The sequence below is a fragment of the Flavobacterium frigidimaris genome (assembly GCF_002217275.1).
GTDB classification, from domain to species: Bacteria; Bacteroidota; Bacteroidia; order Flavobacteriales; family Flavobacteriaceae; genus Flavobacterium; species Flavobacterium aquidurense.
On record NZ_MUGV01000037.1, the window covers coordinates 1 to 16,389 of the forward strand.

Below are 16,389 nucleotides of genomic sequence, written 5' to 3' on the forward strand. Positions count from 1 at the left end.
AAACCAATGTATGCTTTATCGGAATGCCAGTAAACTCCAGCTCCCACATTTGGCGAAAATTTATTGTCCAGATCCTGAAATTGTGGATCTCCTGCAATTTCGGGATTCAGTTTGCTTACATCCAGATTGAAGATATTGGCCGTTCCTTTAATACCAAAAGAAAGTTTGAAATTTGCCGATGTCTGAATCGTATAAGAAAGGTCAACGGAGATATTGTTCTCATTAGTTGGCCCGATTTTATCATTTACAAGCGAAGCCCCAATTCCCAGATTGCTATTGTTTATGGGGGTATTGATTGAAAAACTGCTGGTTTCAGGAGCTCCATCAAGTCCAACCCACTGTGTACGGTATAAACCAAAAACACTTAAAGCTCCACGAGAACCTGCATATGCAGGGTTAATATTTATAGTGTTGTACATGTATTGTGTAAATTGGGCGTCCTGCTGTGCAAAACCTGCAATTGTAACAAACATTATGACGAAGGAAAATAATTTTGTTCTCATAGTAGATATTTTATTATTCAATGAATATTGCGGAATTCAAAACCAAAAACAAGTCTTTAGAAAATTGAACCATTTGAGATTAATATTCTGATAGGATGTCCTAATAAAAATGAGGCCATTTCACACTTGGTGTGAGACAGCCTCAATATTCCAATTAATTATTTCCTGACAGATACAAATATCCAGTTTTACTCACTGGTTCATTCAAATAAGTGGTATACGTAATCACATAAAAATACGTTCCGTCTGGCAGTCCTTTTTGTTTGGCAACAGTTGCTCTTCCTTCAGAAATACCTCTAAACGCTACGGCATTGTTATCGTAGTTATAAGCATCGTACACCAGAACTCCCCAACGATCGTAAATTTGAACATAAGCGTTAGCATAACATTCGATTCCGTCAATTTTGAAGATTTCGTTTTTACCATCACCATCAGGAGAAACAGCATTGTAAATAGTGACTTTACAAGCATTTAATGGAAGAATGGTAGGATCATCTTCTAAATTAGAATTATCGTCAGAAAGATCTTTTGCTGTTAATCCATCCGGGCTAACGGCCGTAACCTCAGCCTGATTTTCTACAAGTCCGGCATCAATATCCGCAGCTGTCAGAACATAAGTTCCAACAAAAGCAGTAGTATTGGTTTCTCCCTGTCTCAAAATAATTGGCCCTCCAGTGATAGTGAGACCTGGTTTAGGATCTTTTACAACAATGTTTACTAAAACAACATTTCCGGTATTGGTAACGGCAAAATGATACGTTACGGTCTCTCCTATTTCGGCATAACCATTTTTATTTTCATCATTAAATACTGCCGTTTTAACAAGCGCAATTGAAGGTCTTAAGGTTAAATCGATAACCGTTGGATCATCATCTCCGGTTAAAGTTGGATCAGTGCTATCTGAAACATCTGTTACAGGATTTCCTGCAGGATCATCTCCAATGGCAAGCGCAGTATTAATAACTGCTCCATTGGCAACATCTGATGCTTTTACTGTATAAGCTGCCGTTGCAGTTCCTGTAGCACCCGGTGCTAATGTACCTGGTGTAACCGGAATTGAAGTGGTCGTTAGCATAGGATCTGTTATAACCACATTTGTAAGAGGTACATTTCCTGTATTTTTTACTCTAAAACTATAATTAATAATTGAACCAACACCGCCTGTACCTGTCAATTGTCCGCCTTTTATCAGCGTAATATCTTTAAACTGAATTACTGGCGTAACAGTTGGGTCATCATTACCAATTAGCGTTGGATCATCACTATCAGATAAATCCTGAATGGCTGTTCCTACGGTAGGTTGTGCTCTCACTACAGCCTGATTTACTACAAATCCTGTATTGATATCGGCCTGTGTTAGCACATAAGTTCCTGTGTAATTGGTTGTATTAAACTGACCTATCTGCAAGCTTGCAATTGGAGTTCCAACGATGGTTGCTTTTGGATCTGTAACTGTTACATTAGTAAGATCTATTGCTCCCGTATTTGTGATGCGGAAAGAATAGCGAATCAATTCTCCAGGTTGTGCGTAACCATCTCCATTGGTATCAGAGAAAACACCTCGTTTAACCAATGTTATTCCAGGTTGTGAAACCGAAATTTTAATAACGGCCTGATCACAATTTACAGCATTCAGATTCTCGCAGATTGAATACACTATAGTATATATTCCTGAAGATGTACCAGCCGGAACACTTACTAATCCCGTTGACGCGTTTAAGACAGGTACTCTTCCTCCTGAAATTGGGTCTGCCGGTGACAATACCGTTATTTTAACCTGAGATAAAGTTGGTGCCGCATTATCAAGCAAATCGTTTGTTAAAACATTGACAACATTGGCAGCTCCATCTAGACCATTAATTCCGGTTGCTGCATCATCATTAGCGATTATTGGTCCTGAAATAACGGTTACAATAATATCAGCCTGACTGCAATTTGTTGGATTTAAATTCTCGCAAATGGAGTAACGAATCGTGTACGTTCCGCTTGGCGTGCCTGCCGGAACACTTACATTTCCTGAAACAATATCTAATGTTGGTACTGGTCCGGCATTAATTGGGGTTGCCGGTGTTACCACTGCAATAGTAATTTCTGCCAATTGCGCAGCCACTCCATTTAGATTATCGTTGGTAATTGCATTTACAACATTGGCCTGACCATTAAAACCATTAATGTTTAGTACAGTATCATTATTCGCCTCAATTGCTGTTGCTCTAACCGTAATAAATATAGTCGCATCATCAAAATTTGAAGGATTTAAATTCTCTGCAATTCGGTATTGAATGGTATATAATCCCGCAGGAGTTTGTGGCGGAACACTAACAATTCCGGTAGCAGGATCTAAAACCGGAACGTTTGGACTTCCGCTAATAGGATTTGCCGGTGCTAAAATAGTTATGGTTATCTGACTGATGTTAATTGCAGTTACTTTCGCTTTTTTAGCATTTATTGAAGAATCATTAAACGAATCATTAGCCAAAACATTCAATAGATTTTCTGAACCAACGTAACCATTTACATTTACCTCAACATCATCTCTGGCAATAATGGTAGCAGCCGATACCTCAATTACGATATCTGCTTCGTCACAATTTGAAGAATTCAGTTTTTCGCAAATACTATAATGAATAGTATAGGTTCCGTCAGAAGTTCCCGGAGGTACATCAACATTTCCGTTTACAACATTCAATGCCGGAATCGGATTTCCTGCCACATAACCCGCCGGAGTTGCTGTGCTCAGTGACGTAATATTTATTTGAGATACCTGAACGACACTTCCATTTAATGTATCATTTGTTAATGCGTTTACAACATTTGTTGCACCTACATATCCATTAACATTTGAAGCAGTATCATCAACGGCAACAATTGGTGGTCCAACAACCGTAATGAAAACTGTTGCATCATTACAATTCGTTGGGTTTAAATTCTCGCAGATATGGTATTTAATCTGATAATCACCTGCCGGAGTTCCTGCAAGAATACTCACTTTTCCTGTAAGTGGTTCTAATATAGGAACAGGGCCTCCGTTGATAGCTGTTGCTGGTGTATCAACAGTAACTTTAACATTACTCAGACTCGTTGCAGCACCGTTAAGCGTATCATTTGTTAAAACGTCAATTGCGTTGTTTGTAGCGACATAACCGTTAACATTAGTTAGCGTATCATCATTTGCTACAATGGCCGGCGCAACAACTACAATGGTTATAGTGGCATCATCGTAGTTTAACAAAGTTGTGGCTTCTCTCAATCTGTATGTTGTAATGTAGGTACCCGCAGTGGTTCCGGCCGGAACACTAACAATACCTGTAGCGGCATCCAGTATTGGTATTGTGCCTCCGCTTATTGGTGTGGCAGGAACAACGTTTGTAATCAATACATCTGCCGGATTTACCAAGACGCCATTTAACGTATCATTATCCAAAGCATTGATTGCATTTGTGGTTCCAACAAAACCATTTATTCCGGTTGCAGTATCATCAACTGCATCAATTGGTGCCGGAACAACTCTTACTGTAATTACAGCCTGATCACAATTGGTTGAATTTAATCTTCCACAAATCTGATACGCAATGAAATATGTTCCCGCATGGGTACCAGCTGGAACATCTACATTTCCTGTTAGTTCATTAAATACCGGAACCGGGGATCCATTTAATGAGCTTGCAGGTGTAATTAATGTTCCTTTGAAATCTAAAAAGTCCATTGGCAATCCGTCCAAAGTATCATTATTGTAGGCATTCAATACATTGTTTGCTCCTGTATTTCCGTTTATATTATCTACAAAATCATCATTTGCTACAATTGGTGGTACCACTACAAGAATAGTAATTGTGGCTTCATCACAATTTAAAGGATTTAACCTGTCGCAGATTATATATTTAATTTGATATGTTCCTGCCGGAGTACGTTGTGGAATAGTCACTAGTCCGGTTCCAGGAAACAAGAAAGGAACTACTCCTCCATTGATAGGAGTTGCAGGAGATGTTACTTCTCTTCTTACCAATTCAATGTCAGTTAAAAGTGATCCATCATATCGATCATTATTTGTCAAAGCATTCAATACTTCTGGTGCACCTCGATAACCATCAATGTTAGTAATTAAATCATCTTCTGCTAAAATTTGTGGTCGGTCTACCACAACATAAATGGAAGCAGTACTACAATTAGTTGGATTTAATTTTTCGCAGATCTCATATTGAATGATATAAGTTCCTGATGATGTCAACAACGGAACATCCACATTTCCTGTAATAGTATTCAATACCGGAACGTTTCCGTTAATTGAAGTTAAAGGCACTATAGTACCAATATGACGAATATTAACCTGAAGGAATGAAACAGCTGCCCCATTTAATAAATCATTTGTCAAGGCATTTATTACATTGTTTCCTCCTCTGTATCCATTAATATCCTGTACAAAATCATCCTTAGCGATAATTCCTGTGGCTAAAACATTGATGACAATATCGGCCTCACTGCAATTTGATGGATTCAGTTTTTCACATATTCTATAATGAATAGTGTATGTTCCAGCTGATGTTCCAGCTGGTACGTCGACATTTCCTGTAGTGACATTTAGTACCGGAACCGGATTTCCTAAAACATAAGGTGGCGACGGTGGCGGAGTCGTTGTCAATGATGTAATAGCGATTGCATTCAACTGAATATCCATGCCATTTAGCCTATCATTTGTAATAGCGTTTATCACATTATTGGCACCAACAAATCCGTTTATATTACTAACTGAATCGTTATTTGCAATAATAGTTGGCGCAGTAACAATAATAGTTATTTCTGCTGTGTCCAGATTAGCTGTATTCAGGTTTTCATTTAAAGTATAGGTAATCGTATAGGTTCCTGCGCTAGTTCCTGCCGGAACACTTACGTTGCCAGTTGCAGGATTTAAAACAGGAATTGCTCCGCCATTAATAGCAAGCGCAGGAATTATATTACTAATGGTTACTTGTGAAGGAATCACAGCAACTCCATTTAACGTATCATTCGTTAAGGCATTGACAACGTTTGTCGCTCCCACAAAACCATTAATATTATTTGCTGTATCATTTACAGCATCAATAGGCGCTCCAACTACATTAACAAATACGGTTGCATCATCACAGTTCGCTGGATTCAGTTTTTCACAAATATGATATTTAATTTCATAGTCACCCGCCGGAGTTCCTGTCGGAACACCCACAGTACCAGTTAAAGGTATCAATACCGGAACTAGTCCGCCATTTATTGAAGTGGCTGGAGTATCTACGGTAACTGTTACCTGATTTATGTTTGTTGCAACTCCATTAAGTCTATCATTTGTTAAAACATTTATAGCATTTGCAGTTGTTACATAACCATTAATATTTGCGACTGTATCGTCATTAGCTTCAATTAGCGGAGCAACAACTTCTATAGTAATTATTGCCGTATCATTATTACTAGGATTTAGTAACTCACTTAAACGATATGTAATAAAATAAGTTCCTGCTGGTGTACCCGCCGGAACGCTGACATTTCCGGTTGAAGCATCTAAAATTGGAACTGGACTTCCATTAATCGGAATTGCCAGTGTTAAAATATTTATCTCAACTTCAGCAGGATTTACTAAAACTCCGTCTAAAGTATCATTATCCAAAGCATTTATAGCGCTAGGATTTCCAACAAATCCATTCACAGAAGCAAAAGGAATATCATCTTCTGCAATAATTTGTGCAGGAACAACGGTAATTGTTATCGTTGCATCATCACAATTGCTTGCATTAAGGTTTTCACAAATTTTGTAAACAAATTTATACTCGCCTGCGGGAGTTCCTGCAGGAACATCTATAAAACCTGTTGCAATATCAAAAGTTGGAACTGAACCTCCTCCTATTGAGCTTGGGAATGAGGTAACTGTTGTTGTAATTTCACTAAGATCTAGTGCTCCTCCATTTAATAAATCATTATCATAAGCATTTAGCACATTTGTTGCACCTGCATAACCGTTTATGCCTGCTGCGGAATCATCATTTGCAATAATTAGCGGTGCTATTACATTAATAATAATAATGGCATCATCGCAATTACCTCCAGTTGGTAAATTAGAATTTGGAGTATTTAAATTTTCGCATATTCTGTATTTAATCTGATATTGTCCTGCCGGTGTTCCGGATGGAACATTAACTCTTCCCGATGCGAGTATTAATTCCGGAACAGGACCTCCATTTATTGGAGTAGCCGCACTCAGAATACTACCTGTTAATACTCCAGCCAAATTAATATTTATTACATCACCATTAAATGTATCTGCTCCTGCTGGGTTAACATAGGCATTGATAACATTTACAGCTCCGTTATAACCGTTTACATTATTGACCACATCGTCATTTGCAACTATTGGTGCTGCAGCAACGACAATACCAATACTTGCATCTGAACAATTTGTTGGATTTAGCTTTTCACAAATATGATAAGTTATAATATAAGGACCAGCCGGAGTTTCTGCCGGAACCGTTACCCATCCTGTTGAAGGACTAAACGTTGGAACATTTGCACCAGGATATAACGGAGTAGCCGGATTTTCTTCTGTTACGGTTATTTCATTGATATTTGCTGACGTTATTCCAATTCCATTTAAAGTATCATTATCCAAAGCATTGATAACATTAACCTGACCAACATAACCATTTATGTTTGCTATGCTATCATCATCTGCATCAATATTTGTTGTTCCAACCTGAACTATAATACTTGCGGTATCACAATTTGTAAAATTTATAGGATCTGCAGGATCTGCTGCATTAATAATTTCGCAAATTCTGTAATCAATTTTATAATTTCCTTTTGCAGTTCCGGCCGGTACATTAACATTTCCTGTTGTAATATCCAATTCCGGTGCAGTAAGGCTAGGCGCAATTGGTGTTGCAGGATTAATTACTGCGAGATTAACAGTATTTAAATTTACTGGAATACTGGCCAATCTATCATTAGTTAATGCATTGATTACATTTGTAGCTCCGACATAACCATCAACAGTAAATGGAACAATATCAATTCTCGCATCAATTCCGGCTGTTGTAACACTTATCGTTTCTGTAGTTGTAGAACAATTTGATGGATTTGCTACTTCACAAATAGTATAATTTAAAGTATAATCATCTGCCGGGGTTGCAGGTGCTACCGAAATAGTATTCGTTAACGGATCAAAAGTAAGATAAGCTGAGATTGAGTTTATCGTAACATTCACAGCTGATGGAGTTACGATAACTCCATTTAAAGTATCACTATCTAATATAGTTTGTGCCCCTGTATTTCCTCCAAGATCTCCAGATATCGAAGCAAAAGTTTCAGGAGCTGCACATATTCTATCGAAAATAGTAAATGTAGTAGCAGAAGATATACAAGTATTTAAACCAATACGTCTCACGTAAATCTCTACATCGCCAGATGGCAAACCACTAAAAATATTACTAGCCTGAAAAATTGAACCATCAGTACTATATTCATAACCTGTTCCCAGATCTGGATTTGTAATTGCAATTGTTCCTGTAGCATTTGTACACGAAGGTTGTTGCGTCACAACACCTGTTGGAGCAATTGGCAAATCGAAAACATTTAATGTTACATCATTAGAAATGGTTTCGCAACCCGCTTCTGACTGAGAAATTAATACCCTAAAATATCGATTTCCTCCAGTTGCATAGGTTGGAGTTGTATAAGATGATGTTGTTCCTCCACTACCATCTGTTACATCTGCATACGGTCCTGCCAATGCTGCTGAGGTTTGCCATTGATATAATAATGTTCCTGACGGAATGTTTCCAGTAGCAGTTACAGTAAAAGTATGTGTCTGATTGATACAAACTTCACTATCAGTTGGCTGTGTATTTATAATTGGAGATTCGAAAACATCTACTTTAGCAGGATCAGAATTTACAACACCGCAGCCAATTCCAGAATCTGTCACCTGCAATCTGTAATAAGTATCTGTTGTTACAACACCTGTAGTATAGGTAGTAGTATTCGCTCCTGTTCCGTTCGTCACATTTCCCCAACCTGTAATTCCATTTATTGATTGTTGCCATTGATAACTGAAATTCCCTGAACCACTATTTGCAATAGATGACATTGTAAATGTTCCTCCTTCGCAAATATTTCCTCCAGCTGGTTGTGTTGTTATTGCCGGATCAGGAATTACCGTTGCCATAACCACATTTGTTGTCAGTGTACAAGCAGGATTTGATGAAGTTATCACAGCGCGAAAATAAGTAGTAGCTGCTAAAGCATCAGATGTATAATTTGCTGTGCTTCCTCCTGTTCCGCCAGAAACATTTGTCCAGCCTGTTGTGCCATCTGCTGAACTTTGCCATTGATAAGTAAACGTTGCTGAACCACCATTTGCGGAAGCGGCTGTAGTCAATGTAACAGTTCCGCCTGTACAGACGGTTGCTGGCACAGTTGGCTGTGTTGTAATGCTCGGAACAATTACCGCTGAAACATTTGAATCTACAGGATTACATCCCTGAGTATTATCTGAAACTGTAACAATATAATACGTGTTTTGAGTTAAAGCCGGAGTGGTATAAGATGCTGAAGTTGCTCCCGAAATATCAGTATAAGGTCCCGCTAATACAGTAGCATTTCTCCATTGATAGGTGTAATTCCCTGAACCTCCACTTGCTGCCACATTTAAAGTAGCCGTTGAACCACTACAAATATTTGTACGTAAAACAGGTTGTACTGTAATAAAAATATCCGAAAGAACCACAATTGTAGCTTCAGAAGACGTTACCGTTGTACATCCGTTTCCACTTGCTGAAACGGCAACTCTATAATAAGTCGTTTGTGTCAAAGCTGGTGTAACATAATTTGCTGATGTAGCGCCAGAAATGTCTGTGAAAGTAATATTGTCTGTACTGTTAGACCATTGATACGTTAAACTTGGTGTACCGTTGGTAGCGGTTACTGATACTGTAGCAGTTCCTCCGGAGCAAATTGTTGTTCCAATTGGCTGAACCGTAATTGTTGGATCAGGAACAACTGTTGCTTGAACGGCATTAGAGGTTAAAGTACAATTTGTAGTGGACGAAGTAACAATACAGCGATAAAAAGTAGTCGCAGATAATGCTCCTGATGTATACGCGTTTGTAGTCGCTCCTGAACCATCTGCAACATTTGCCCAACCCGTAGAACCGTCAGCAGAACTTTGCCATTGATAACTCAATGTTCCTGCACCTCCGTTTAAGGAAGCCGTAATACTTAGGTTTACAATTCCTCCCACACAAATTGCTGCGGGTGCGGTGGGTTGTGCTGTAATTGTTGTTACAAATACCGCAGCTGCATCTGAAAAAGTTTCACAACCACTAAGAGATTGTGTAACCTGCACTCTATAATATAAAGTCGAGGTTAATACTGCGGTAGTATAAGTATCTGTATTTGCTCCTGTTCCACCAGAAACATTTGCCCAACCTGAAGTTCCGGTTGTAGAACTCTGCCATTGATAAGCCAATGCTCCACCAGCAACATCACCGGAAGCCACAACATTCATTGTGTGTGTCGCGCCTGAGCATATTGTACTGCCTACTGGTTGTTGACTAACTACCGGATCAGAAATCACGGTTACTAAACTACTATTTGATGTTACTAAGCCACAACCATTTCCGGTAGCAGAAACATCTACTCTGTAATAAGTGCTTGATGTAAGTGCCGGAGTTGTGTATGTATTTGAATTTGCTCCTGATATTAATGTAAACGAAACATTATCAGCACTACTATACCATTGGTAATTCAAACCAGGAGTACCTCCCGTTGCTGTAACTGATAAAGTAGTGCTTCCTCCTGTACAAATAATTGCAGAGGCTGGCTGCACTGTAATTGCCGGATCAGGAGCAACAGTTGCAGTCACTATATTTGAAGTTAACGTACAATTAGTTGTTGATGAAGTAACCAAACATCTAAATTGTGTATCAGCAGTTAAAGGATCTGATGTGAAATTTGGAGTCGTTGCCGAAGCATTACTTTCATTCACAAAACCGGAACCAGAATCGCTTTGCCATTGATAACTCAGTGTTCCTGAACCTCCGTTTAAAGAAGCCGTAATATTGATAGTAACAATACCTCCAATACAAATTGGTGCAGGAGTTGTTGGTTGGGCAGTAATCGTTGTCACAGTGACTAAAGCTGGATCTGAGAAAGTTTCGCAAGCGCTTCCGGTTTGTGATACCCTCGCTCTAAAATATAAATTTGAAGTTAAAGCAGCAGTTGTATAAGTAGCTGTAGTTGCCCCACTTCCTCCTGAAACATTGGTCCAGCCAGAAGTTCCATCTGTAGAACTTTGCCATTGATAATTAATTGTGCCTGCAGCTGTATTTGTAGTTGTTGCTGCGACTGTCATGGTATGGGTTTCACCAGAACAAATTGTATTTCCTATTGGTTGCGTAGTAACAACCGGGTCTGCAATAATAGTCAGTTTGGCTACAGTGCTCGTGATTTGAGTGCATGAATTAGAAACATTCACTCTATAATAATATTCGCCAGTTGTTAAAGCGCTATCTGTTGTATAAGTAGAAGCAGTTTGGCCAGAAATATCAAACCAGCCAGAAATTCCATTTGCTGAGGTTTGCCATTGATAGCTATAAGGTGTCAAACTTCCTGACGGAGTTGTGTTTAATGTTAAAGTTCCACCCTCACAAATAGTAGTATCACTTGTTAAAGGAGAAGTCAATAAATCTGATGGTTTTGTGATTTGAACTTCATCAGAATAAGGTGTACAAGAACCATTAGAAATAGTCCATCTTAATCTTGTCGTTCCGGTTGAAATTCCGGTAACAGTTGTATTGAAAAGATTTGGAGTGGTTATAACAGCGGTATTTCCAGCATTTGAAACAAATGTCCATGTTCCTGTTGCTGTTCCCGGATCATTTCCGGCTAAAGTGGCTGTTGAAGTGTTACAAATGGTTTGGTCGACACCTGCATCTGCTAAAGGCGGTAATTCGTTTATAGTTACCGTTACATCACTTGAACTTGAAGGGCAGCTTCCGCTTGAAATCGTCCATCTGAAAATATAAACTCCAGATTGCGTGCCTAAAACTGCAGTTGTTGGCGAAGTTGGATCGGCAAAGACTGCTGTTGTTGATCCGGAGACTTGTGTCCATAATCCTGTTCCAATAGCCGGTGTATTTCCATTTAAATTTACAGGTTGAAACTGACAAACTGAAATTGGGGTTCCTGCATTAGAAGTTGATGGTAAAGGATCAACCGTTAAAGTCATATCATCAAAAAAGGCACAACTAAGATTTGTCGCAGTCCAGCGCAGCACATAAGTTCCGGCTGCATTTGGAGTAAATGTGGAGGCTGGACTTGAAGTATTAGAAAAAGATCCTCCTAAAACTGGCCCGCTAAGGATTGACCAGACTCCAGTTCCAACTGTTATGACATTCGCTGCTAAAGTTGCGTTTCCAGAAGCACAAATCGTTTGATCTGGTCCTGCATCTGGTACTGTCAAATCTGCTGTTACAGTTATGGTAACATTATTCGTAGTTGGCGTACACAGTGGCCCGTTAGTAACAGTCCAGCTAAAAACATACACACCTCCGGTTACGGTTAAATTAGAAACGGTTGTTACAGGTGAAATCAAAGAACTAAACGTTGCTGTTGTCGGTCCCGAAACCTGAGCCCAGTTTCCGGTTCCAACTGTTGGTGGTGTCGCTGTAAGTTCAGTAGTCGAACCACAAATCGCATTATCACCTTCCGGAACTGCTGGAGATGGTGGCTGGGCATTCTCAATTCTAACCTGATCAGAACTGGTACAAGTTCCTGCACTAACAGTCCAGTTGAAAACATAAATTCCATAACCCGGATTTGCAAAGATCGTATTTGGATTTGTAGCATCAATAAAATTTCCAGCTACTGGTCCAGATAATTTTGTCCATAACCCGCTTGTTCCCAAGTCGGGAGCTGAAGCAGCAAGTTGTATCGCTAAAGGACCAGCATCACAAAAAGTCTGATCAGTTCCTGCATTTGGAGGTGTTGCTATTTGTCCATTTATAGTTACACTAATTTCATCAAATGTTTCCTGGCAAGATCCTTCGGCCGGAATGGTATATCTGAAAATGTAAACACCCGGAACTAAACCAGTAACAGATGCACTATTATTCCCTGTTGTTGTTATTGTTGGTGTTGTTGGCCCTGAAATATAGGTCCATGTTCCTGTACTACCATCATTTCCTGTTAAATAAAGCGGTCCTTCTAAACAAGTTGAATAATCTGATCCGGCCGCAGCTGGCTCCGTTACATTAATAGTCACCTGATCTTTACTTTCCGGACAACTTAAACCACTATAGGTAGTCCATTCTAAAATATATTCTCCAGTAATTAAATTTGATAAACCCGAAGTTGGTGATGAAACATCAGAAAAAACAGGTGAATTTGGTCCTGAGATTAACGACCATAAACCAATTCCTACTGTTGGAGCCGCTGCAGCAAGCGTCACACTTGTTTGGTTACAAACTGTCTGATCTGGTCCTGCAGCTGCTGTTGAAGGCGCTTCATTAATATTTAATTGTACGGAATCTGTAGAGGCAGCACATGCCCCTCTTGAAATAGTCCATTTGTAAACCCATGAACCCGATGTTAGTCCGGTAATAGTTGTGGTTGGACTTGTTGGATTTGTAATTACGGGACCATCTCCCCCACTCACAAATTCCCATAATCCAGTTTCTCCTGCTGCTGGCGTACTTCCGGTAACGGTTGCACTATTACCGCAAATGTTTTGATCTGGTCCTGCATCTGCTACAGTAATGGTTGGAGCGATTGTAACTTCTACCGAATCAGAAGCATCGGTACACCCTGTTGCAGAAACTGTCCATGTAAAAACATAATCTCCATCGCTTAAACCTGTAACTGTCGTATTGAATTGGTTAGGATTGGTTATAGTTCCTCCGCCACCGCCGGTTTTTGTCCATACTCCCGTTCCCGGTGAAGGATCACTTGCTGCTAATGTTATGGATGAAGTGCCTGTTGCAGCGCATTGGTCTGGACCTGCAGTGGCAGTGGCACCTTGAGAATTATTAGTTGTAACCTCTACGGTATCTAATGTTGTTCCGCAACCATTCACAATAGTCCATGTAAAAGTATACACCGTATTTGCTGCAAGTCCCGAGGCGATTGCGTTGGGATCATTTACATCGCTAAAAGTTATTCCCGCACTTGGCGTAACGGTCCAGGTTCCTGTTTCGCTGGTAATTGTAGCATTTCCTTGCAATTGAACTGGCGCTCCATAACAAATAGACTGATCATTTCCTGCATTAGCAATGGTTGGCGTTGCATTAGAAACGATTACTTCAGTAATACTCTGCGAAACATCACAAGCAGCACCGCTAGCGATTGTCCAACGAAATTCATAGCGTCCACTAACTAATGGCGATGCCAGTGTTGTTGGATCATTAACATCATCAAAAACTACTGTGTTCGGACCAAAAACCTGTGACCATGTACCCTTTCCTTTTGTCGGAATATTTCCTGCCAGTTTTACTTCAGTATCATTACAAGGTAAAACCTGTCTTGTTGCTGCATTCGATCCTGTTGGCTGCGCTGATACTACTATAGCAACATCATCATATATGGTTTCGCACTGACTTCCGGGATTTGGATTTTTTATAATTCTAACGATATAAGTTCCGGAATATATCAATTGATCTACTTCAAAACCACCGCCTGAAAAATTAGCTAAAGCTGTTGGAAATGATGGATAAGGAGGATTCAAAAGCGGATTAACAGTAGGTCCGCTAACGATTTGCCAACTCATTTGTCCATCGCCCGTTGAAGTAACAGGAATTGTTACTGATGAAACATCGCAGCCTAATACCTGATCAGGCCCTCCCGATACAGAAATTGTTTCTTCCAAAACAACAATAAATGTTCCTGTACTAACACAATTGGTAGCACTATTGGTTAAGGTATATAAAAATGTATAAGTTCCTAAACTTGTCATACCGTTAACAACAGTAGAAGGCGAAGTAGGATTAACAATTGTGGCAGATGGTCCTCCTGTTTGTGTCCATTGTACTGTTTCGTTTACATACAAAGGTGCTGTTCCCTGCAAAACAGTAGAAGTTCTTCCATCACAATAATATGATGTAGCATCTGCTACATCTGTAACATCAGCTGTTGGCGGCGGTACTGTAACTGTAACTTCATCAAAACCATTGGCACAAGTTCCTGCTACGGTCCATCTAAAAACATAGGTTCCTTCTGTTAATCCACTAACATTTGTATTATTATCATTGGCATTAGTAAAACCTGGCACATTTGGCCCTGATACAATTGTCCACGTTCCTTGTTGTTGTCCCGGACTATTACCGCCAAAACTACCGTTTAAATTTATATTTTGAGTCGATGAATAACAATTGGAAAGCGTAATATCTGATCCTGCCGTAACAGGTTGAACACCGCCTAAAGTTGTAATTACAACCTCATCATAAGATTCACAAATTGGAGAACCTGAAGTCGCCGAAATAGTCCATCGTAAAGTGGTACTTCCTGCAGATGTTCCAGAAATAGTAATTGCTGAAGTGGCTGAATTTGGGCTACCAATACTGACTCCGGCATCATTAGCACCCTGAATGCTCCACGTTCCATTTTCTGTAGCAACAGGCACATTCCCATTTAACGCATAAGAGCCCGGACAATATGTTTGGTCTAATCCAGCATTGGCAGTTGTTATTGGCAAAATAGTTATATAAACATCATCTGAAACAGTCGCTCCATCTGCACATTGGGCAGATAATCTAAATCCGTAAGTATTTCCGGGAACAGCACCAGAAACTAATGTTTGGTCTGTATTTGGTGAGACTATATTGACTGCATTTCCAGAAATTTGAGTCCATACAGGAGCTTGCAAGTAAGGATTCTCAGAATTTGCAGTTCCTAATAAAGCAAATTGATCCGGCGGAAGTGATGATAAACCTCCAGGGCATAAGCTTCTATCTACATTCGCATTTACCGTACAGTTTTGCGAAAACATGTAGACCGGCAATAAAAATAGTAGAAATAATAATGCATTTTTAATCGTTCCGCAATTAATAGAAGAGTAAATTATTTTCATAAACTTGGCGTTAAAATTTAAAAAAAAAATTATTTTGGCTTATTGTAAAATGGGAAAATGGGCAATTGCATGTAAAAATTAGTAAGCGGCGAATAAAATATGCAACAGTGATTAATTGTTGCTTTACTCCATAAATTATAAATTATGTAGGTTGCAACAACTATATTATTATTCTAAAAAAACTCTGGGGCACATTTTTTTAAAACAAAATCTTTTTTTTCTGGCAATGCAATTATTATCAATTACATAACAAAGCATTAACTTATATTCTAAATAAAAAATACAAAATTGATTCGATTGGGGCGAATTATAAAAAAAGAGTTAAAAAAAGACTCTATTTTTGTTAAAATTAAGAAATAACAACCTAATAATAAAACTTTTGGCTTGTTTTTTAAACGAAAAAACTTTCAAATCTGAGTTTGTAATTTTATTTTATGATTTAAAAACGGGAAAATCACTGTATCAGGTTTTACTTATCTGTTCTAATAAAGAATTAAGAACTACAAAATCAACAACTTAACAATTTAATTATTCTTTTAAAAACATCCTTTTTCATTGAAGGAAGGAATTAAAATACACGTTTTGGAGCAGTTTCGAAATACTAAAAAAAGACATTATTTCCTCATAAGTACCAAACAAACAATAGTTTAGAATCTTTTTTTTGAAAGCAGAATTTAGTAGTTGCCTATAATCAAAAAAGGCTAAAAAATTCATCACTGAGCATACGTATGCTGATGCCGCTGAAATAACTAACCTTCTGTTATTTTTTAAGACACCTATTACCTACTTCGCATCAATTCATAC

The 16,389-nt window shown here is 38.8% G+C and carries 2 protein-coding genes; both read right to left on the reverse strand.

Features of this window, described 5'->3' with window-relative positions:
* A partial coding sequence (locus B0A65_RS18845) for a PorP/SprF family type IX secretion system membrane protein (protein ID WP_207556460.1) occupies positions 1-503 on the reverse strand: 503 nt, incomplete at its 3' end.
* A 154-nt stretch (positions 504-657) separates the two neighbouring features.
* Positions 658-15,585 (reverse strand): PKD domain-containing protein, encoded by a 14,928-nt coding sequence (locus tag B0A65_RS18850; protein WP_123890380.1) that lies wholly within the window; start codon positions 15,583-15,585, stop codon positions 658-660.
* Positions 15,586-16,389: the final 804 nt, after the last annotated feature.

What these genes read in the sequence shown, in the direction of transcription:
- B0A65_RS18850 (WP_123890380.1), bottom strand. Translation starts at nt 15,585, where the DNA reads ATGAAAATAATTTACTCTTCTATTAATTGCGGAACGATTAAAAATGCA.